The sequence below is a fragment of the Virgisporangium ochraceum genome (assembly GCF_016863655.1).
In the GTDB taxonomy this organism is placed as follows: Bacteria; Actinomycetota; Actinomycetes; order Mycobacteriales; family Micromonosporaceae; genus Virgisporangium; species Virgisporangium ochraceum.
Genome location: NZ_BOPH01000142.1, coordinates 21238 through 41606, shown reverse-complemented (window position 1 = coordinate 41606; position 20369 = coordinate 21238). Strand labels below are relative to the sequence as shown.

Genomic DNA, 20369 nt, shown 5'->3' with positions numbered 1-20369 from the left:
GCGACCGCTGCGCGTACAGCCTTGCCGATCGGACCGCCGAGAGGTGGTAACCCCTCGTTGTGTCGCCTCGGCCCGACCGCTACCCAGGGGCTGTTTCAGGCACAGAGAGTATGCCCGGTTTCACCCTCCGAATAACGGTCACGAACAGAGCGTACGTTGCTCTCGTCCTTTCGAACAAGGTGACGACATCGTCACCGCCAGCCTGGCACGACCGTTTTGTCCAGCGTACCGCCGCCCGGTCCGGCCGATGATCAACACGACCGGGAAGGGTAACGTTCGTACCGTGACCGACCCGTTGACCGCCGCGTCACCCGTCGTCGTCGGTGTTCTCAACGTGACTCCTGACAGCTTCTCCGATGGCGGTCGCTATGCCTCACTAGACGCAGCAGTCACCCATGGGGTTCAACTGATTACAGAAGGTGCCAACTTTGTCGACGTGGGTGGCGAGTCGACCCGGCCCGGAGCCGAGCGGGTAGACGCGGCCACCGAGCGGGCGCGGGTGGTCCCGGTGATCACCGAGCTCGCGGCCGCGGGCGTCCCCACCTCCATAGACACCACGCGCGCGAGCGTGGCCGCGGCCGCGCTGAGCGCGGGCGCCGTCGTGGTCAACGACGTGTCGGGGGGACTGGCGGACCGCGACATGGTGCGCGTCGTCGCCGACGCCGGCTGCCCGTGGGTCCTCATGCACTGGCGCGGGCACTCCGAACGGATGCGGGACCTGGCCGTCTACACCGACGTGGTCAAAGAGGTATGCGCCGAGCTCGGTGCGCGGGTCGACGCGGCGCTCGCGGGTGGCGTGGCCGCCCACCGGCTCATCCTCGACCCGGGGCTCGGGTTCGCGAAGACCGCCGAGCACAACTGGCGCCTGTCGGCGCGGCTCGACCAGGTGGTGGCGCTGGGCTTCCCGGTGCTGTTCGGCGCCAGCCGCAAGTCGTACCTGGGCAGCCTCCTGGCAGACACACGCGGTCCCCGTCCCGTCGACGAACGCGCGGCCGCGACCATCGCGACAACCCTGCTCGCGGTGGACGCCGGCGCCTGGGGCGTGCGGGTGCACGACGTGCGCGCGAACGTCGACGCGATCCGGGTGTGGCAGGCGACGAAGGCCGCCCGATGACCGACCGGATCGTGCTGACCGGGCTGACCGCCCGCGGCAACCACGGCGTCTACGACTTCGAACGCGCCGAGGGGCAGGACTTCGTCGTCGACGCCATGCTCGAGCTCGACCTCGCGCCGGCGGCCACGAGCGACGACGTCGTCGACACCGTCCACTATGGAGAGCTGGCCGACCGGCTGGTCGCGGTCGTCACCGGTGAGCCGGTGAACCTCATCGAGACGCTCGCCGCGCGGCTCGTCGCCGAGTGCCTGGCCGACGAGCGGGTGCGCGCGGCGACGGTGACCGTCCACAAACCGCAGGCACCCATACCGCACGCGTTCCGGGACGTGGCCGTCACCGTGAGGCGGGAACGGTGACCGCGGCCGTGCTGTCGTTGGGCAGCAACCTCGGTGACCGCGTGGCGCACCTGCGCGACGCCGTCGACGGTCTCGGCGACAGCCTGTTGACGGTGTCGGGGGTCTACGAGACCGAGCCGTGGGGCGACACCGACCAGCCGCGTTACCTCAACGCCGTGGCGCTGGTGATCCGGCCCGACGCGCCCGCGGAGCACTGGCTGCGCGTGGCCCGCGACCTCGAGGCGCGCGCCGGCCGGGAGCGCGACCTGGAGCGGCGGTTCGGCCCCCGCACGCTCGACGTCGACGTCATCGACGTGCGTACCGACGACGGCGCGCCGGTCGTCAGCGACGATCCCGGGCTGACGCTGCCGCACCCGCGGGCGCACCTGCGCGCGTTCGTGCTGCGGCCATGGCTCGACATCCAGCCGTACGCGGAGCTGCCCGGCCACGGCAAGCTGTTCGACCTCGTCCGCACCGCGCCGGTCGCGGACGATCTGGCCGGCCTCCGGGCGCGTGACGACATTTCCCTGGAGACTTGACGGATGCCCCCACCCGACGATCGGAAGATGCGGCCGACGAGCCTGTCGACGCTCGTTGTCGCCGGCCTCGCCATGGCCGCCGTGTCCTGGCTCGCCATCAGCCGGTTCTACGGCGACTTTCCGAGCATCCCCTGGCTACCCGGCATCACCCTGCTGGCCCTGGCCGGTCTCGAACTCGCCGCGGGTGTGAACACCAAGAACCGGCTCGACCGCAGGCCCGGCACCGAACCCGTCGACCCGCTGCTGGTGGCCCGCTACCTCGTGCTCGCCAAGGCGTCGTCGCTCGCGGCGGCGCTGTTCACCGGTCTCTACGCCGGGATCTCGGTGTGGCTGCTCACCGAGCAGGGCCGGCTCGCCGAGGCGCAGAACGACCTCGTGCCCGCGGTGGTCGGCACGGTCGGCGGGCTGACGCTGGTGGCGGCCGCACTGTTCCTGGAGCGGGCCTGCCGGGTGCCGGCGCCGCCGTCGGGGGACTCGAAGCAGGGTCAGGGTGCGGAGCCCGACGCGCAGGAAGAGGCCGGAGCCTAATCGTTCTTTAATCGTGTCCTAACCTTCCGTAGCGGACGCATCGCACGAATCGCGGACGGGGGTGACCGGGGACCCGATCCGCGAGTACCGTGCGTCCAAATGGCAGCGGGCGGAGGCGGGCGTGACCTACGACGACGGTTACCGTGACAGTCCCGCCTTCCGCGACAGCGTCGCCTACCGCGAGACCGTGGGGAAGCACTCCGACGAGGACGAGACCACGCAGCGGTCGTTCCTGCCGGGCAGCTACCCCGTCAGCGGGTACCCGTCGAACGGATACGGCACCGAGACCACCCTCGGCCTGCGCGAGCAGGAGTACGAGACGCTCCCGCCGGCACCGTCGCAGGAACCGGCGCCCGTCGCGCCGGCCCGGCCGGCCCGCGACCGGCTCGGCGTCCACTTCGGCTGGGAACTGGTGCTGCTGCTGGCCGCCGGCGCGGTCGGCTTCCTGCTCTGGCGCGCCGACAGCGACGTGCTGCGCGGCCGGTCCCTCGAAGCCCTGTACATCCAGGCGGCGATCGTGGGCGCGGTCGCCGTCGGCATGGGGCTGAGCCTGCGCGCGGCGGTGCCGAACCTGGCCCTCGGGCCGATCGTGTTCGCGGCCGCCATGTTCTTCGCCGAGAACTCCGGGCGTGGCGTGCTGGTCACGGCCGGGGTGACGGCGCTGCTGGCGGCCGCGGCCGGCGTGGCGATCGCGATCGTCGTGACCGCCTTCCACGTGCCGTCGTGGGCGGCGAGCCTCGGCGCGGGGCTCGGCCTGATCGTGTGGATCCAGGACCACCGCACCGCCGAGGCCGTGGTCAGCGGCGCCTACGACCCGCGTGACCACGCCGTCTACTTCTTCGGCGGCTTCGTCGCCCTGTCGGTGCTCGGCGGCGTTCTCGGGCTGATCGGTGGGCTCCGCCGGGCGACCGGGCGGTACCGGCCGACCGGCGACCCGTCCCTGCGCGGCGGTGGCGGCGCGGTGCCGGCGGCGCTGGCGCTCATCGCGTCGTCGGTGTTCGCGGCCGCCGCCGGGGTGCTGCTCGCGCTCAACAACCGCGAGGTCGCGCCCACGGAGAACGGCATCGGGCTCACGGTGCTCGCGCTGGGCGCGGCGCTGCTCGGTGGTACCTCCATTTTTGGACGCCGTGGCGGGCTGTTCGGCACGGCGTTGGCCGTCTCCGGTCTGGTGCTCCTCTCCCACTACCTGGCCGCCGAGAAGCGCGGGATCAGCGTGTTCGCGCTGGCCGCCATCGCCATTGGCGTCGGCCTGCTGGTCTCGCGGATGGTGGAGGCGCTGGGCCGGCCGAAGGAGGCGCCCGCGCCGGCGCCGGTCCCGGCCGCCGAAGTCGAGTACGAGCCACCGCCGTTGGAGATTCCGCCCGACGTCACCTACGCCGGCCAGCGCCCCTGGGAGCCCGAGGACGCGCCCCGCCCCGCGGAGCGATGGGACGAGCGCTGGGCCAGCCACTGACGCGGCACGAACACCGGAGCGCAGCGGAGGTGTTTGGGCCGCGTCAGTGGCTCTTGTGCGGGACTTCGGCAAGTACTGACGCGGCACGAACACCGGAGCGCAGCGGAGGTGTTCGGGCCGCGGCAGGCTCTTGTGCGGGATTTCGGCAAGTAGAGTTCCGTTCATGACCGAATCCGTCGCCGAGCTTGACGCCCTGTCCACCGAGGAACTGCGCCAGCGGGCGTTCGCCAAGGCCCGTCAGCATGCCGACATCGGGTTCTTCTGGTCGCTGGTCCGTCACCTTCCGCACGCCGACGACGCCGAGTCGCTCGACGGCTCACTGGGCGCCGTGGGCGCGACGGTCGACGACGCCGTGGCGCTTTGGCGCGAATTGACCGGTCACGGTTACGGCGAGTCCGAGCCGTTGTTGCGCGCCGCATTCATCGACTACCTGCAGAAGTAGCTCCCGTTTAGAAATTGATGGCCGCGGACATCACCGGGCCATGGCATTCTCCCGTCGGGGTTACCGCACCGCGGCGAGCGTTGGAGCTTTCGTCGCTTTCATACTTGTGCTGATTTTCGGCAGTCCCTGGTACCGGGACTGGGTCGACGACGCGAACCGTGGTTTGCTCCTCGAAACGCTGGCCTGGCCGGCGTGGTTCATCGACGGCGACGTACCGCTGCGCGACCTCCTGGCCGCCAGCCTCAAGGCGATCCTGCTGATCGTCTTCACCTTCGGCTTCATCACGCTCATGGCCGGGTCGCAGCTGTCCCGGGCCCGGGGCGGCGTCTCCTCGTTCCTGGTGGGCTGGGCCGCCTTCATCTTCGCCGCGGCGCTGGCCGCACTGATCACCGCGGCGATCTACACCGACCCCGGCCCCGGCGGTGCCGTGGTCATCGCCACCGGCGGCTCGACGTACGGCCTGATCGTGGGCTGGATCGTCGGTCTCGCGTCGATGGCGGGACGCCGTCCCTAACCTTCTTTCTCGACTGACGGAGCTGGCCGCGACGCGGCCAGCTCCGTCACGATGTCGTCGACCGTGAGCACGCGTGAGGGCGCCCCGTTGCTGCTGACGACGACCCGGTTGCTGCCCTCCCGCAGCATCACCGCGAGTGCCTCCTGGAGCGTGGCATCGGCCGCGACGAACGGTGCGAGCGTGCCGTCGTCGGCGGGCCGCAGCCGGTCGTGCGGGATCGGGGTGACCGCGAGCAGCTTGATGCCGCGGTCGCCGCCGACGAACTCGCGGACGAAGTCGTTGGCCGGCGTCGCGAGCAGCTCCGCCGGCGGCGCGAACTGCTGCAGCCGGCCGTGTTCGCTGAGCACCGCGATGCGGTCGCCGAGCCGCACCGCCTCGTCGATGTCGTGGGTGACCAGCACGACGGTCTTCCGCACGGTCTCCTGGAGCCGGCGGAACTCGTCCTGCAGCCGGGTGCGCACGATCGGGTCGACCGCCGAGAACGGCTCGTCCATGAGGAGCACCACCGGGTCGGCCGCGAGCGCGCGGGCGACGCCCACCCGCTGGCGCTGGCCCCCGGACAGCTCGTGCGGGTAGCGGTCGCCGTAGCGGTCCGGGTCGAGGCTCACCAGCGACAGCAGCTCGTCGGTGCGCTCCCTGATCCTGGCCTTGGGCCAGCCGACCAGCCGCGGCACCGTGCCGACATTGGCGCGGATGGTCTGGTGCGGGAACAGTCCCACGTTCTGGATGACGTAGCCGATGCTGCGGCGCAGCTTCGCCGCGTCCTGCCGACCGACGTCGGTGCCGTCGATGCGGATGGTGCCGCCGCTCGGCTCGATCAGCCGGTTGATCATGCGGAGCACCGTGGACTTGCCACAGCCGGACGGTCCGATGAGGACGGTCGTCTCGCCGGCAGCGAGGTCCATCGACAGACCTTCGACGGCGACGGTGCCGTCCGGATACTGCTTGCGGACGTTCTCGAGATTGATCGGGGCGGCCGACCGGGTACCGTCCACGTATGTCCTTTCTCGCCGAAGCTGAGGTGGGCAATCCCTGGTTCTCGTGGCAGTACGTGCAGGACAACGCCGAGACTATTCGGACCGCGCTGGTTGAGCACGTCAGGTTCACGGTCGAAGCCATGATCATCGCCACGGTTCTGGGTGTGGCGCTGGCGGTTCTGGCGTACTGGTACCGGCCTTTGGCGACGCCGATCCTGGGCACGACGAGCGTCCTCTACACGATCCCGTCGCTGGGGCTGCTCGCGATCGCGGGACCCCTGATGCCCACGCTGCGCTCGGCGGTGGTGCTCGCTCTGGTCATCTACGCCCTGCTGGTGATCGTGCGGAGCACGCTCACGGCCCTGCTCCAGGTGCCACCCGAGGTGAAGGACGCGGCGGCCGGCATGGGCTACGGCCGGTTCGCCCGGTTGTGGCGGGTGGAGCTGCCGTTGTCGCTGCCCGGTCTGCTCACGGGCGTGCGGCTGGCGACGGTGTCGACGGTCGCCCTGGTGACGGTCGGCGCGATCGTCGGCAACGGTGCGTTGGGCAGCCTGCTGATGTCGGGCTTCCGGAACAACTTCTACAAGGCACAGATCATGACGGCAGCGCTGCTCTGTGTGGCGCTGGCGCTGGTCCTCGATCTTGTCCTGCTGCTGATCGGGCGGGTTCTCACGCCGTGGCGGGCCAGGAGAGCCTCATGAGCGAGCTTTGCGAGCGAATCATCAACTCAGTGCGCCGCGAATGCCTCGCCACGCGGAGCGAGGCGATCGCATGAGTGCCTTCGAGGACATGGTCCGGTGGTTGAACGACCCGCTGAACTGGACCAACCCGGACGGGATCATCGACCGGCTCCAGGAGCACCTGCTCATCATGGCCGGCACGCTGCCGCTCGCGCTGGCGTTCGCCTGGCCGATCGGGATCGCGCTCGGCCGTACCCGCGTCGGCGGCAATGTCGTGGTGCTGCTGTCGAACATCACCCAGGCCGTGCCGGTGCTCGCGCTGCTCACCGTGCTACCGCTCACGGCGCTCGGGTTCGGGAAGCCGTCGGTGATCGTCGCGCTGGCGGTGTTCGCCGTTCCGGTGCTGCTGGCGACGTCCTTCACCGCGATGCGTGAGATCGACCCCGAGATCCGTGACGCGGCCCGCGGTATGGGCCTGTCCAACTGGCAGCAGCTGTGGCGGGTGGAACTGCCGCTCGCGGTGCCGTACCTGGCCGCCGGGTTCCGCACCGCCGCGGTGCAGGTCGCCGCGACGGCCGCGCTCGCGTCGTTCGTCAACGGCGGTGGGCTGGGGACGATCATCGCGGCCGGGTTCGGGCTCGGAATGGCCGCCGCCGGGGGCCAGATCCTCGCGGGCGGGCTGCTCGTCGTCGCGCTCGCTCTTCTGGTGGACGCGCTGGGCGCGATCCTGCAACGCGTGGTGACCCCGCGTCAGCTGCGCAAGGCGAGGCGTGCGTAACTACGTGACGTAGCCGACTTGTAATGCCTTTCCGGTTGCCGCGTCTCCCTCGGCGCGCTTGTCTAGGTCTGTGCGGGCGTCTCATCGTCGCCCGTCGGACACGCGGCCTCCCCTGACGGGGGCGAGCCGGGACACGGAAGGCGGGCGATGGTGAGTATTGCCATGCGAACCCGGACAATTCGAACAACTGCCGCTTTAGCGTTGGCCTTCGCGACCATCGGCCTCGCCGCCTGTGGCGAGTCGGGCTCGTCGGGCACCGAGGCGCCCGACACCACGTCCGGTGCCGGTTGTGCGCCGGTCGCGGGCAACCAGCTCGTGGTCCTCGACGACGACAAGAAGCTGCAGACCTCCGACAACATCATCGCCGTGGTCAACAAGGCCAAGGGCGGCGACGCGGCCCTGATCGCCGCGCTCGACAAGGTGGCCGACGCCCTCGACACGCCGAAGCTGATCGCGCTCAACAAGGCCGTCGACGTCGACCGCAAGACGCCGAAGGTCGCCGCGACCGACTTCGCCGCCGCCGAGAAGATCACCGACGGCTTGGCCAAGGGGGCCGGCGGCAAGATCGTCATCGGTGCCGCGGACTTCAGTGAGAACCAGACGCTCGGCGCCCTGTACGAGATCGCGCTCGACGCGGCCGGCTACGACGCCTCGGTCCAGCAGATCGGCAACCGCGAGCTGTACGAGCCGTCGCTCGAGAAGGGCGAGATCAACGTCGTCCCCGAGTACGCCGGCACGTTCACCGAGTTCCTCAACAAGAAGTTCAACGGCGGGTCGGCCTCGCCGGTCGCGTCGGGTGACATCGAGAAGACCGTCACCGGGTTGAAGCCGCTGGCCGACAAGGCGGGCCTGGTGCTCGGCAAGGCGTCGAAGGCGGCCGACCAGAACGCGTTCGCGGTCACCAAGGCGTTCGCCGACAAGAACGGTGTGAAGACTCTCACCGAGTTCGCCGAGAAGTGCTCCGGCACCGCGACCATTCTCGGTGGACCGCCGGAGTGCCCGCAGCGTCCGTTCTGCGAGCCCGGTCTCAAGTCCACGTACAACCTGACCGCCGGCAAGTTCTCCTCGCTCGACGCGGGTGGCCCGCAGACGAAGAACGCGCTGACCACCGGGACCATCACGATCGGCCTGGTGTTCTCGTCCGACGGCGCTCTCGCCGCCGGCTGAGATTCTCCTTCACGACTCTCCTTCACGACCGATCGGCCGGGGCATTCGCCCCGGCCGATCGCCGTTCGTTAGATGTTCGTTACGCCCACACGCCGGGCGTGGCAGCCCTAGACCCCGGTGGGTAGGGTATGCGGCTATGTCGGCCGAGGATCCGTATAGGCGCACGTCGCAGGCACCAACGATCCTGCAGTTCGTGGCCATTGGGCTTGCCGCCCTGGCCGGCCTGCTGATTCTCGCGGGCGGCGGTGGTCTGCTGCTGCGGGTCGGTGGTCTGCTGGTGGTGATCGCGGCCGCACTCTTCGGGGTCTCGCAGGCCCTCACCCGAACGGGTGGCGGCGGCCGCGCCGGTGGCAACGTCGAGGCCTACGTCGGCGACGAGATCGAGGCGCTGCGCTCAGACGTGCGCGGCGACATCACCCACGCGGCGAAGCAGACCCACCGGGTGCTCGCCGAGCAGATCGGGGGCCTGGCCGACACGGTCGAGGCGCTACGGGGTCAGATCGAGGTGCTGCGCAGCCACGTCGAGCGCAACCATCTCGCCGCTCCCGCGGGCGTGGGTGCCGCGGCGGGTGGCTCTGGCCCTGGTCTTGGCCCTGGTCTCGCGGGCGGTCCTGGCATGGGTGGCGGTCCTGGCGTTGCGGGCGGTCCTGCTCTGGCGGGCGGCCCCGGTCTTGCTGGTGGCCCTGGTCTCGCGGGTGGCCCTGGTCTCGCGGGCGGCCCTGGTCTTGCGGGCGGTGCCGGGGGGCCGGGCGGCCCGGGGCGCGGGATGGCCGGCAGCGCGTCGGTGCCGGCTGGCGCCGGTCCCCATATGGCGGGTGGCCCCGGTGCCACGGGTGCCGTTCCGGTGCCGGGTATGGCGGGTGGCCCCGCCGGGCCGGGCGGCGGTCCCGGGATGGTGGGTGGCGTGCCGGTGCCCGGTGGGCCGGGCATGGCCGGGAGTGCCCCGGTCTCCGGCGCCCCCGGGATGACGGGCGGAGTGCCAGTTCCCGGTGGACCCGGCATGGCGGGCGGTGTACCCGGACCGGGCGGTCCCGGCATGGCCGGCACGGGCGGTCCCGGCATGGCCGGCGGTCCTGGCATGGCCGGCGGTCCTGGCATGGCCGGCGGTCCTGGCATGGCGGGTGGGCCTGACGTGGCTCGCCCCGGCATGGGTGGCCCTGGCATGGGTGGCCCTGGCGGGCCCGGTATGGGTGGTCCCGGCATGGTGGGCCCCGGTGGTCCCGGCATGGCCGGCCCCGGCGGCCCCGGTGGGCCTGGCATGGGTGGGCCTGGCATGGGTGGGCCTGGCATGGGCGGCCCCGGGGGGCCCGGTATGGCGGGCGGCCCTGCCGCACCTGGCGTGGCCGGAGGCGCTCCCGTCTCGGGCGGCCCCAGCATGGGCGGAGGAGTTCCGGTACCCGGCGGCCCCGGCATGGCGGGCGGTGCGGGCGGCGTCTACCGGCGGGGGGAGCCGGCGGCGGCCCCGAACCGACGCAACGCGAACGTGGACACCGAGCCCACCGGCTCGGTGTACGGCGGGCCGCCGCCGATGGGTGGTCCGGCGGTTCCCGGCCAGCGCCGTGGCGACGACGCGCCGACGGGCAGGCATGGACAGCCCGGCCCGGACATGCGCCCGCCCGGCCGTGGCCCCCGCGAGGAGCCGACGGGCGGCTGGCAGGCCGGCGACCCGCGCCGGGACGAGCCGACGGGCGGCTGGCAGGCCGGCGACCCGCGCCGGGAGGAGCCGGCGGGTGCGTGGCAGGCCGGCGACCCGCGGCGGGAGGAGCCCTCGGGCGGCTGGCAGACCCGCGACGAGCAGCCCGGCGTTCCCGGCGCACCGGGTGGGCCCGGGGGGCGGTTCGACGCGGAGCAGCCCGTCGGGAGGCGGGGCGGCGGGGACTCACCCAGTGGCCGCCGGCGGCGTGACGACTTCGATGACGACGATGCGCAGTACTGGTCCGATCTGCGGGCCGAGACGGAGCAGGCGCGGGCGAGCAACGACGGCTGGGGCAACGACCCTGCCCCGGGGCCGGAGGCGGGGTACGAGGCTGACACCGGTCGCGTGGCCGAGCCGGTGCACGGGGGCGAGCCGGTACACGGCGACGACGAGCAGGTTGTGCGGGGTCAGCCGGGCGAGTACCGCGGCACGCAGTACGGCCGGGCGGCGGCCGGGGGCAACGAGTACGGCCGTCCCGCCGGTGGCGAGGAGTACGGCCGTCCCGCCGGTGGCGAGGAGTACGGCCGCCAGGCCGGGGGCGAGGAGTATGGGCGGCCCGCTGGGGGCGGGGAGTATGGCCGGCCGGCGGGTGGCGAGTACGGGCGTCCGGCCGCCGGGGGCGATTATGCCGGCGGCGAATACGGGCGGCCCGTGGGCGGCGTCGAGTACGGCCGTCCGGTCGGTGGGGCCGAGTACGGGCGGCCTCCCGAGGTGGAGCGGCCCGGGGGTGCCGAGTACGGGCGGCCGGCGGAGGTCGAGCGGCCGGCTGCCGGGGTCGAGTACGGGCGGCCCGCCGACGTGGAGCGGCCCGGTGTCGAGTACGGCAGGCCAGCGGGCGGTACCGAGTACGGGCGTCCGGCGGGTGGTGGCGAGTACGGCCGGCCCCGGGGCGGGGAGTACGGGCGTCCGGCGGGACCGGAGAACAACCGGCCCACCAGCGGTGCGGAGTACGGCCGTCCGGTGAACGCGGCTGGCACCGAGTACGGCCAAGGCACCGAGTACGGCCAGGCCAACGGCGGCCAGGAGTACGACCAGGCCAACGGAAGCGGAACAGGACGCCTGCCCACCCGCGAACGGTACGACGGCGGCTTCGACCCCAACCGCTACCAGCGGTACGACGACGAGGAGCCCACCGGGCGCCGCGCCGGGCGGTGACCTACTTGTCGATGTCGCCGACCACGAAGAACATCGAGCCGAGGATCGCTATCAGGTCGGGCACCAGGCATCCGGGGATCAGCTTCGTCAGGGCCTGCACGTTGGAGTAGGACGCCGTGCGCAGCTTCAGCCGCCACGGCGTCCGGTCGCCGTGGGAGACCAGGTAGTAGCCGTTGATGCCCAGCGGGTTCTCGGTCCAGGCGTAGGTGTGGCCCTCGGGGGCCTTCACCACCTTCGGCAGCCGCACGTTCACCGGGCCGGTCAGCTGATCGACCCGGTTCAGGCACTGCAGGGCCAGGTCCAGCGACACGTAGACCTGGTCGAGCAGCACCTCGAACCGGGCATGGCAGTCGCCGGTGGTGCGGGTCACCACGGGCACGTCCAGCTCCCCGTACGCCAGGTAAGGCTCGTCGCGGCGAAGGTCCAGATCGAGACCGGACGCGCGTCCCACCGGACCCGACGCACCGAACGCGGCCGCGTCCTCGGCCGACAGGACGCCCACGCCCACGGTGCGGGCGAGGAAGATCTCGTTGCGGCGGATCAGCTTGTCGAGGTCGGGCAGCCTGCGCTGGACGTCGGCGATCGCGGCGCGGGCCCGCCCGGTCCAGCCGGCGGGCACCTCCTCCTTCAGGCCACCGACCCGGTTGTACATGTAGTGCATGCGGCCGCCGGAGGCCTCCTCCAGCACCGCCTGGATGGTCTCGCGCTCGCGGAACGCGTAGAAGACCGGCGTGATCGCGCCGATCTCCAGGGGGTACGAGCCCAGGAACATGAGGTGGTTGAGCACCCGGTTCAGCTCGGCCAGCGCGGTCCGCAACCAGACCGCCCGCTCCGGGACCTCCATGCCCATCAGCCGTTCGACGGCCAGCACCACGCCGAGCTCGTTGTTGAACGCCGAGAGCCAGTCGTGGCGGTTGGCCAGCACGATGATCTGGCGGTAGTCGCGCGCCTCGAAGAGCTTCTCGGCGCCACGGTGCATGTAGCCGACCACCGGCTCGCAACTCTTCACCCGCTCGCCGTCGAGCACCAGCTTCAGGCGGAGGACCCCGTGGGTGGACGGGTGCTGCGGACCGATGTTGAGCACCATGTCGGCCGTTTCCAGGCCGGCACCCGTGCCGACGACGACCGTTGATTTGTCGCCGACCGAGGCGACGGGAGATTCCACGTCACAGATCCTGCAGGATGCGTAGCGCGCGCGACACCCGGTGCATCGTGTCGGTGTCGGCGACCTCGACCCGCTCGACGAACCAGCGCTTCAACGGCGACGACAACCGGTCGGGCATCACCACGAAGTCGCCCAGGCCCACCGACAGCGGCGAGTCGCGCAGCTCGGCCCGGTCGGTGACCTCGGCGACGATGACGACCGGCACCTCGGTCTCGTTGAAGATGTCGGAGCTGATGACCAGCCCCAGCCGTTCGCGGGCGCCCCGGATGACCCAGACCTCGCCCCGCCTCACCTACCCAGCTCCACGCCGACCCGGGCGTACTCCTCCTCGTCGGCCAGCGCCAACGCCTCGTCGTCGAGCCCGGCGCGTCGCACCGCCGCGGCGTGGGCGGCGAAGATCTCACGCAGCGCGCGCTCACGGGCGGCGCGGTCGATCCATGCCGACAGCGAAACGCCGTCGCGCTCGGCCAGCGTGCGGGCATCGGTGATGGTCTGGTCGGTGAACGAGATGGTCACCTTGGCGGTCATGTCGATGAGAATACCGCAGGTATGACCGACTGGCATACCAACGGATCCAGATCGCGTGGCTGAAGGACCCACCAGTGCCCGCCCAACCCCTCCGGATCGGTCAGCTCGGCCGCCGCCGAGGACAGGGCGAGCGCGTGCACGTACCCCACCGGGTCGTCGTGGGCCTGGCTGTGCGGCGGTCGCCGCCCATGGACGCCGAGCGCGCGCAACGCGGTCCGCTGAGAGACGACCGCGGGCGTGACTCCCGCGACCACCGCGCCCGCGGCGGCGACCGCGTCCATCGCCACGTAGGCGCTGACGTCGCAGGAGCCGTCGGGCACCGGGTCGACCCGGCGCCCGTCGCGGTATCCGGCGAGCGAACCGAATACGGGACGCGCATCGCGCAGATGCCCGTAGTCGACGGCCACGGCGAGCCCACGGGAGACGGACCCGACCGCACCCGCCCACGCCTCGTCGCGCAGCCGCCCGATCTCGGCGCGGGCGCCGGCCACCCCCGGATGCGGCCACCACTCCCGCAACCAGCGCTCGTCGGCGCGCGACACCGGCATGCCGGGCCGGCCGCTGACGTGCAGGTACCGCGGAGCCTCGCCGACCGCGACGTCGACCGGCACGTTGTCGAGCCACTCGGTGGCGACCAGCAGCCCGACGGCGCCGGACGGGGCGGACGCGACCCACGAGATCTCCGGGTCGAGACCCACCGGGCGCGGCCCGACCTCCACGGCCGTCCGCCGCAGCCGCTCCCGCAGGTCCGACGGTAGGAGCGCGGGCAGGGCGGTGAGGAGCTCCGCCCGGCCCGCACCCACGTCGACCACGTCGAACGTCGCGGGGCGGCCCAACGCCTCGTCGAGCCGGACGATCAGCCGCGCGAGCGCGCCCGCGAACAACGGCGACGCGTGCACGCTCGTGCGGAAGTGCCCCGCCGGACCCGGACCCGGACGGGTGAAGAAGCCGTCCTCCCCGTACAGGGCCTTCTCCATGGCCGCACCCCAGCGCACCGGCAACCACTCCTCACAGAAACGCCCGGCCCTCGCCGCGGTACGTGGGCCACCGGTCCACCACGTCGGCGCCGGAGACCGCGTGAAGAGCATTTACGTGTTCGCAAAGTTCGCCGGCCTTCGCGTGCCGGAACCAGACCCGGTCACCGACCCTCAACGAGCGGGCACCCGGCCCGACCAGCGGGGTCTGCACCTCGCCCGCACCCTCCTGGCCGATCAGCCGCAACCCGGGCGGCAGCACCGGCCGGGGCAGCCGGGTCGGACCGGCCTGTCCGGAGGCGACCCAGCCGCCGCCGAGCACGGTCGCGAGGTCGGGCGTGGGCTTGCGCACCACGTCGAGCCCGAAGAAGGCCGCCGGTCGCGGCCGCCACGCGCGGTAGGCGTCGAACAGGGTCGGACCGTAGAGACCGGACCCGGCGGCCACCTCCGTCAGCGCCGGGTCGGCCGCGGAGGCCGCGACGCTGCCGGTCCCGCCGCCGTTGACGAACTCGAGGTCCGCATGCGCGCGGACCGCGGCCACGGCGGCGCCCCGGCGCTCGACCAGCTCGGCCCACGACCGGCGCTGGACCGCCCGGATCGCCACCGCGCGTAGCGGCTGCCCGGCCGGCCGGTCACCCAGACCGGCGATCTGCGCCTCGTAGGACATCAGGCCGACGAGCGTGAAACCCTCCCGCTTGGCGACGGCGGCAGCCAGGTCGCCGGCGGCGGTGGCGGCGTGCACGGGCGACCGGCGCACCCCGATGTGCAGGCCGGCCGGCTTCCAGGAGGCGTCGAGGTCCAGGCACACCCGGATCGGGGGACGGGCACCCGGCGGCACGACGGAGTCGACGAGATCGAGCTGCTCCTCGTGGTCCACCATGATCGTGACCTTGGCGCAGGCGGCCTCATCGGCCGCGAGCGCCTCGAGCGCGACGCGGTCGACCGTGGGGTAGCCGACCACCGCGTCATCGGTGACGCCGTCGCTGACCAGCCACAACGCCTCCGGAAGGGTGAAGGCGAGGACGCCCTCCCAGCCGGGGCGGGACAGCACCCGCTCCAGCGCCGCGCGGCAGCGGACCGACTTGCTCGCCAGGCGCAGCGGCTTTCCGGCGGGAGCGGCCAGCGCCGCCAGCGCGTCGGCGTTCGCGTCGAACGCCTCGAGATCGACGATCGCGACCGGACCGGGCAGGTCGGCGGTCGCCCGGTCGAACCGGTCGCGCGTCAGGGCGGGGGACGGCATGCGAGCACCGTATCCGGCGCCGGCGCTAGTATGCAGCGACGAGCCCCGGGGGGAGGTTCCGCCATCGCCGGACGGACCGACGACGAGCCGGCCGGTGAAGGCACCGGTCGTGACTGGCCGCACCTCGCGCCCGGTGAGCCGCCCGAGATCCAGCCCGAGATCCAGCCTGAGATCCGGGACGATCCCGACAGCGAGGCGACCACCCGCCGGATCCGCCAGGCCGACGACCAGGACCACCTGAACGGCATCGCCGAGCTCAAGACGATCCTGCGCATCCGCGCCTTCCGCCGGCTCTGGGTGGTGCTGGGGCTTTCCGCCCTCGGTGACTGGTTGGGCCTGCTCGCCACCGCCACGTTCGCCGCCGACCAGGTCGACGACTCGCTCGCCAAGGGCGCCGCGTTCGGCTCGGTGATCGCGGTGCGGCTGCTGCCGGCCCTCGTGTTCGGCGCGATCGCCGGCGTGTTCGCCGACCGGTTCGACCGCCGCCTCACGATGGCCGTCTGCGACCTCCTGCGCTTCGCGTTCTTCCTCACCATCCCGCTGTCGACGCTGGTCACCGACAACTCGGCGCTGATCGTCGGCTGGGCGGCGATCGCGACGTTCGCGATCGAGTCGGTCTCGATGATGTGGACGCCGGCCAAGGAGGCCGCCGTACCCAACCTGATCCCGCGGGCCCGCCTGGAGACGGCGAACCAGATCAGCCTGGCCACCACGTACGGCCTGACCCCCGTGGCCGCGGCCCTGCTGCTCGCGCTGCTCACCACGGCCCTCGGCCGGGTCGACACCCCCGGGTGGGCCGCGCCCACGAACATCGCCCTGTACTTCAACGCCCTGACGTTCCTCGCCACCGCCTGCACCGTGTACTTCGGCATCAAGGAGATCAGCGGCGGCCCGTCGGCGCAGCACCGCGAACGCCGGCCCGGCCTGCTGAAGGAGTTCGTCGACGGCTGGCGCTTCATCGGGCGCACCCCGCTCGTGCGCGGTCTCGTGCTCGGCATCTTCGGCGCGTTCGCCGGCGGCGGCGTCGTCATCGGCACCGCGCAGTTCTACGCGCGCGAGCTGTACGGCGGCGACTCCACGTTCTTCATCCTGTTCGCGATGCTGTTCATCGGTCTCGCGTCGGGCATCGTCGGCGGGCCGCGCCTGATCGGCGCCCTGTCGCGCCGGCGCTGGTTCGGGATGTCGATCGTGCTCGCCGCCGGCGCGGTCGTGTTCCTCGGACTCGCCTGGCACCTGGTGCTCGCGGTCGTCTTCACGCTGTTCGTGGGCGTCGGTGCCGGGATGGCGTTCCTGAGCGGCACCACGCTGCTCGGCGGGGAGGTCGACGACGAGATGCGCGGCCGGGCCATCGCGGTGGTGCAGACCGGCGTGCGGGTGGTGCTCATGCTCACCATCGCGCTGTCGAGCACGCTCGTCGGCGCCGGTGGACGGCCGACGATCGACCTCGGGTTCGTCACGCTGCACCTGTCGACCACCCGGATCCTGCTGCTGGTCGCGGGTGTCCTCGGGGTGATCGCCGGCATCGCGGCGCTGCGCCAGATGGACGACAAGCCGGGTGTTCCGGTGCTCGCCGACCTCTGGGGGTCACTGCGCGGCCGGCCGCTCAGCGCCGGCGAACCGCACGCGACACGCGGACTGTTCGTAGTGTTCGAGGGCGGCGAGGGCGCCGGCAAGTCGACGCAGGTGCGCCTGCTCGCCGAGGCTCTGCGCGGGTCCGGGCGCGACGTGGTGGTGACCCGCGAACCCGGCGCCACCGAGGCCGGCGCCCAGATCCGGCGGATGCTGCTCGACGGCGACGCGCTGGCCCCGCGGGCGGAGGCGCTGCTGTACGCGGCCGACCGGGCGCACCACGTCGCCACGGTCGTGCGGCCGGCACTGGCCAGGGGCGCCATCGTGGTGAGCGACCGGTACGTCGACTCGTCGCTGGCCTACCAGGGCGCCGGGCGCACCCTGCCGGTCGGCGAGGTGGCCTGGCTGTCGGCCTGGGCGACCGGCGGGCTCAAGCCCGACCTCACCGTGCTGCTCGACCTCGACCCGTCGGTGGGCCTCGTGCGGGCCGAGTCGCGCGGGCGCGGCGCCGACCGGCTCGAAAGCGAGTCGCTGGCGTTCCACGAACGCGTGCGCTTCGCGTTCCTCGACCTGGCGGCGGCCGACTCGGCGCGGTACCTGGTGGTCGACGCCGAACGCGATCCGGAGCGGGTCGCCGACGTGGTGCTCGACCGCATCAGGTCCCTGCTCCCCGTACCCGAGGAGAACAGGGTATGAGCGAGCGTCAGCAAGCGAATCATCAACTCAGTGCTCGCGAATGCATCGCGGAGCGCAGCGGAGCGATCGCATGAGTGCGCCGGTGTTCGCCGATCTGGTCGGGCAGGAGCCCGCCGTCGCCATTCTCAGCCGGGCCGCGGCGGCGGCCGCCGCGGTCGTCGCCGGCGAGCCCGTCGAGTCCGGCGCGATGACCCATGCCTGGCTGTTCACCGGTCCGCCCGGGTCGGGCCGGTCGGTGGCGGCGCGGGCGTTCGCCGCGGCCCTGCAGTGCCCCCGCGGCGGATGCGGCGAGTGCGCCGCCTGCCACACGACCCTGGGCGGCACCCACGCCGACGTGCGGTTCGTCGTACCCGAAGGGCTGTCGATCGGCGTCAACGAGATGCGGGCGCTGGTGCTGCGGGCGGCCAGCGCGCCCACGCAGGGCCGCTGGCAGGTGCTGCTGGTGGAGGACGCCGACCGGCTCACCGAGCAGGCCGGCAACGCGCTGCTCAAGGCCGTCGAGGAGCCGCCGGCCCGCACGGTGTTCCTGCTGTGCACGCCGTCGACCCATCCCGACGACATCTCGGTGACCATCCGGTCGCGGTGCCGGGTGGTCACGCTGCGGCAGCCGCCGGCGGAGGCGGTCGCGTCGGTGCTGCGGTCGCGCGACGGGATCCCCGCCGACCGCGCGACGTGGGCGGCGTCGGCCGCGCAGGGTCACGTCGGGCGCGCGCGGCGGCTCGCGAACGACCCGCAGGCGCGGCAGCGACGCGACGCGGTGCTCGCGATCCCGCGCAAGCTCACCGGCATCGGCGCCTGCTTCGACGCCGCGTCGGCGCTGATCGCGGCCGCCGAGGCCGAGGCCGCGAACGCCACCGTCGAGCTCGATGCCCGCGAGAAGGCCGCGCTCGAGACGGCGTTGGGCGCCGGCGGGACCGGGAAGGGCGCGGCCGGCGCGGCCCGCGGCTCCAAGGGCCAGTTGAACGACCTCGAACGCCGCCAGAAGACGCGCGCCACCCGGGCCCAGCGCGACGCGCTCGACCGGGCCCTGGTCGACCTGGCCGGCTTCTACCGCGACGTGCTCGTCCGCACGATGGATTCCCCGGTGTCGGCGGTGCACGTCGACCTCGCCGAACAGAGCGCCGCGGCAGCGAAGGCGTGGACGCCCGACTCGGCGTTGAAGCGGCTGGAAGCGGTGCTGGCGTGCCGCACGGCGATCGACGAGAACGTCAAGCCCAGGATCGCCGTTGAATCGATGATGCTCACTCTCTGGCGCGGCTGACCGGAGTTTGTCCACAAGCGTCGCCGGCGTTGTCCACAGGTTCGAACTCGGGGTTTCGCGGTCACCCTCCGGTGCCGTACGGTTTCGCACCGGGACCTTCTGGAGGCGAACGCATGGGTCGCGAGATCGACGAAGCGTGGATCGAGGAGGCGATCGAGCGGTACCGCCGCATCGAGGAACGGGCGGACGAGTTCGAGCGGGCGGCCCGGTCGATCGACGTCACCGTGCACTCGCCCGATGGTCTGGTCGAGGTCGTGGTGACCGCCGACGGCACGATCAGGGACGTCCGGGTCGGCTCGCTGGCGGGTCGCACGAGCTCCGACGTGTCGCGGTCGGTGCGGGAGGCGGTCACGGCCGCCGCCGACGCGGCGGCGTGGGCCCGGAAGAAGCTGCAGGCGGAGACGTTCGGCGAGTATCAGCCGCTGGCGTAGGGGAGGGTGGCGTGCGCATCGGTCAGTTGGCAGACAGGCTGGAAGGCGCTGGCAACCGGCTCGCGGCCGGGGCCGGAGCGCTGGCCGACACCGATCCGGGCGCCGCGGCCTTCGGCGCCGACCAGCCCGGCCGGCTCGGCGCGGTGGGGCGGATGCTGCACCAGGGCTGCAGCGCGGCCCTCGGCGGGCGCGAGCGCGAGGCCGCCGCACACGGCGCCCGCCTGGTCGACGCGGCCGACCTGCTGCGCACGGCGGCCGCCCGGTACGGGCAAGCCGACGCCGCGGCCCGGTCCCGGAACGAGATCGAGGGACCGTGATGGACGTCCTCGATCGCGTGGCCGGACCCGGGCGCGACCTGCTGAGCCGGGTCGACACGGTGCTGTCCGCCGGCGGCGCGCCGGCCGACCACCCGGTCTGGCCGCTCCTGCGGCGGGTGGGCGCGCTGCCCGGCGACGTGCTCGACGCGTTCTGCGCGCTGGCACCCGAGCGGGTCGTGGCCGCGGGTGCCGCGGTGCGGGGGAGGGCCGAGGCCTACGTGGAGGAGCGGGCCGATCTGGGCGCCGCGGTTGCGGCGACCACCTGGGAGGGCGACGCGGCCGCCGCGTTCGGCCAGCGATGGGCGGCACTCGGCGGGCACCTCGGCGGCGAGGTGGCGGCCGACGCGCCGGGGCTCGCCGGCCGGTTGGCAGCCACGGCGTCCTACCTCGACGACGTCGCCGGCTGGATGCGGTCGGCCCGGCGCGATCTCGCGCACGAGGTGGCCACGGCGCTCGGGTCGATGGAGGCCGTGCGGGTCCTCACGCCTTCGCCGGGCGGCCCGGACCAGCCCGGCCGGGCCGGGCCGGCCGCCGCCACGATCGGCGCGGTCGTCCTGGCGGTCGCCGACCGGCAGGCCGGCGCAGCCGAGGAGGTGCTGGAACGGTGGGCGGGTCGCCTGACCGACCTGCCGTTCCGTCCTGCCACCGACCCCATCGGCCGCACCGGCACCGCCACCCGCGCCGCCGTCTGACCACAGCGGCTACGGGCGACTGGGAACGTTCGCGGCGCGGGGGAGCGCCGCATGCACCGCCGGCCCGCCGCCGGCTCACGGCTGGCTCACCGTGGCGGCGGGCACAGCGGCGCCGTGT

22 protein-coding genes are annotated in these 20369 nt (G+C 72.9%); 16 read left to right on the top strand and 6 right to left on the bottom strand.

Features of this window, described 5'->3' with window-relative positions; translation table 11 throughout:
* Positions 1-283 precede the first annotated feature (283 nt).
* The 7 genes from folP to Voc01_RS47705 all read left to right on the top strand — a co-directional run bounded on the left by folP (position 284) and on the right by Voc01_RS47705 (position 4925).
* Positions 284-1114, top strand: coding sequence for a dihydropteroate synthase (folP, locus tag Voc01_RS47735; RefSeq protein WP_203934440.1), 831 nt, complete (start codon positions 284-286; stop codon positions 1112-1114).
* Entirely contained in the window at positions 1111-1470 is a 360-nt protein-coding gene (folB, locus tag Voc01_RS47730) for a dihydroneopterin aldolase (RefSeq protein WP_203934439.1), read from the top strand. The genes folP and folB overlap by 4 nt, the downstream gene beginning before the upstream one ends.
* Positions 1467-1988 carry a 2-amino-4-hydroxy-6-hydroxymethyldihydropteridine diphosphokinase gene (gene folK, locus Voc01_RS47725; RefSeq protein ID WP_203934438.1) on the top strand — a complete coding sequence of 174 codons (522 nt, stop codon included), beginning with the start codon at positions 1467-1469 and terminating at the stop codon, positions 1986-1988. The genes folB and folK overlap by 4 nt, the downstream gene beginning before the upstream one ends.
* A gap of 27 nt (positions 1989-2015) precedes the next feature.
* Positions 2016-2516 carry a DUF3180 domain-containing protein gene (locus Voc01_RS47720; RefSeq protein WP_203934437.1) on the top strand — a complete coding sequence of 167 codons (501 nt, stop codon included), beginning with the start codon at positions 2016-2018 and terminating at the stop codon, positions 2514-2516.
* Positions 2517-2637: 121 nt separating this feature from the next.
* The gene (locus Voc01_RS47715; protein ID WP_203934436.1) at positions 2638-3969 is read left to right on the top strand and encodes an ABC transporter permease; all 1332 of its coding nucleotides are present in this window, start codon (positions 2638-2640) and stop codon (positions 3967-3969) included.
* Between the two features lie 163 nt (positions 3970-4132).
* Complete coding sequence (locus Voc01_RS47710) at positions 4133-4411, top strand: hypothetical protein (protein ID WP_203934435.1); 279 nt, start codon at positions 4133-4135, stop codon at positions 4409-4411.
* 106 nt (positions 4412-4517) lie between these two features.
* Positions 4518-4925 carry a hypothetical protein gene (locus tag Voc01_RS47705; RefSeq protein ID WP_239161023.1) on the top strand — a complete coding sequence of 136 codons (408 nt, stop codon included), beginning with the start codon at positions 4518-4520 and terminating at the stop codon, positions 4923-4925.
* Here the strand turns inward: Voc01_RS47705 and Voc01_RS47700 are convergent.
* Positions 4922-5920, bottom strand: a complete 999-nt coding sequence (locus Voc01_RS47700; protein ID WP_239161022.1) for an ABC transporter ATP-binding protein — start codon at positions 5918-5920, stop codon at positions 4922-4924. The two genes, Voc01_RS47705 and Voc01_RS47700, sit on opposite strands and share 4 nt — an antisense overlap.
* A 2-nt stretch (positions 5921-5922) precedes the next feature.
* On the opposite strand from Voc01_RS47700, the gene Voc01_RS47695 reads away from it, so the two are divergent.
* The 4 genes from Voc01_RS47695 to Voc01_RS47680 all read left to right on the top strand — a co-directional run bounded on the left by Voc01_RS47695 (position 5923) and on the right by Voc01_RS47680 (position 11378).
* A complete protein-coding gene (locus tag Voc01_RS47695; protein WP_203934433.1) occupies positions 5923-6603 on the top strand; it encodes an ABC transporter permease in 681 nt (226 codons plus the stop codon).
* A gap of 40 nt (positions 6604-6643) precedes the next feature.
* On the top strand, positions 6644-7360 hold the full coding sequence (locus tag Voc01_RS47690) for an ABC transporter permease (RefSeq protein WP_373873967.1): 717 nt from the start codon (positions 6644-6646) through the stop codon (positions 7358-7360).
* 201 nt (positions 7361-7561) lie between these two features.
* Positions 7562-8527, top strand: coding sequence for a glycine betaine ABC transporter substrate-binding protein (locus tag Voc01_RS47685; RefSeq protein WP_239161021.1), 966 nt, complete (start codon positions 7562-7564; stop codon positions 8525-8527).
* Positions 8528-8720: 193 nt separating this feature from the next.
* On the top strand, positions 8721-11378 hold the full coding sequence (locus Voc01_RS47680; RefSeq protein ID WP_203934430.1) for a hypothetical protein: 2658 nt from the start codon (positions 8721-8723) through the stop codon (positions 11376-11378).
* Between the two features lies 1 nt (position 11379).
* Here the strand turns inward: Voc01_RS47680 and Voc01_RS47675 are convergent, their stop codons facing one another.
* The 5 genes from Voc01_RS47675 to Voc01_RS47655 all read right to left on the bottom strand — a co-directional run bounded on the left by Voc01_RS47675 (position 11380) and on the right by Voc01_RS47655 (position 15285).
* Positions 11380-12465 (bottom strand): NADH-quinone oxidoreductase subunit D, encoded by a 1086-nt coding sequence (locus Voc01_RS47675; RefSeq protein ID WP_239161028.1) that lies wholly within the window; start codon positions 12463-12465, stop codon positions 11380-11382.
* Positions 12466-12544: 79 nt separating this feature from the next.
* Positions 12545-12835 (bottom strand): type II toxin-antitoxin system PemK/MazF family toxin, encoded by a 291-nt coding sequence (locus tag Voc01_RS47670; protein ID WP_203934428.1) that lies wholly within the window; start codon positions 12833-12835, stop codon positions 12545-12547.
* Positions 12832-13071: a hypothetical protein gene (locus tag Voc01_RS47665; protein ID WP_203934427.1), complete on the bottom strand. Its 240-nt coding sequence runs from the start codon at positions 13069-13071 to the stop codon at positions 12832-12834. The genes Voc01_RS47670 and Voc01_RS47665 overlap by 4 nt, the downstream gene beginning before the upstream one ends.
* Positions 13068-14048, bottom strand: coding sequence for an SAM-dependent methyltransferase (locus tag Voc01_RS47660; RefSeq protein ID WP_373873966.1), 981 nt, complete (start codon positions 14046-14048; stop codon positions 13068-13070). Before Voc01_RS47660 ends, Voc01_RS47665 begins: the two co-directional genes overlap by 4 nt.
* A gap of 31 nt (positions 14049-14079) precedes the next feature.
* On the bottom strand, positions 14080-15285 hold the full coding sequence (locus tag Voc01_RS47655) for an alanine racemase (RefSeq protein WP_203934425.1): 1206 nt from the start codon (positions 15283-15285) through the stop codon (positions 14080-14082).
* Positions 15286-15315: 30 nt separating this feature from the next.
* Between Voc01_RS47655 and tmk the strand changes: the two genes are divergently transcribed.
* The 5 genes from tmk (at position 15316) to Voc01_RS47630 (ending at position 20251) form a co-directional block, all read left to right on the top strand.
* A complete protein-coding gene (tmk, locus tag Voc01_RS47650) occupies positions 15316-17550 on the top strand; it encodes a dTMP kinase (RefSeq protein WP_203934424.1) in 2235 nt (744 codons plus the stop codon).
* Positions 17551-17620: 70 nt separating this feature from the next.
* Complete coding sequence (locus Voc01_RS47645) at positions 17621-18811, top strand: DNA polymerase III subunit delta' (RefSeq protein ID WP_203934423.1); 1191 nt, start codon at positions 17621-17623, stop codon at positions 18809-18811.
* A gap of 113 nt (positions 18812-18924) precedes the next feature.
* Positions 18925-19242: a YbaB/EbfC family nucleoid-associated protein gene (locus Voc01_RS47640; RefSeq protein ID WP_203934422.1), complete on the top strand. Its 318-nt coding sequence runs from the start codon at positions 18925-18927 to the stop codon at positions 19240-19242.
* 11 nt (positions 19243-19253) lie between these two features.
* A complete protein-coding gene (locus Voc01_RS47635; protein WP_203934421.1) occupies positions 19254-19559 on the top strand; it encodes a hypothetical protein in 306 nt (101 codons plus the stop codon).
* Positions 19559-20251, top strand: coding sequence for a hypothetical protein (locus Voc01_RS47630; RefSeq protein WP_203934420.1), 693 nt, complete (start codon positions 19559-19561; stop codon positions 20249-20251). Before Voc01_RS47635 ends, Voc01_RS47630 begins: the two co-directional genes overlap by 1 nt.
* The last annotated feature ends 118 nt before the right edge of the window (positions 20252-20369 follow it).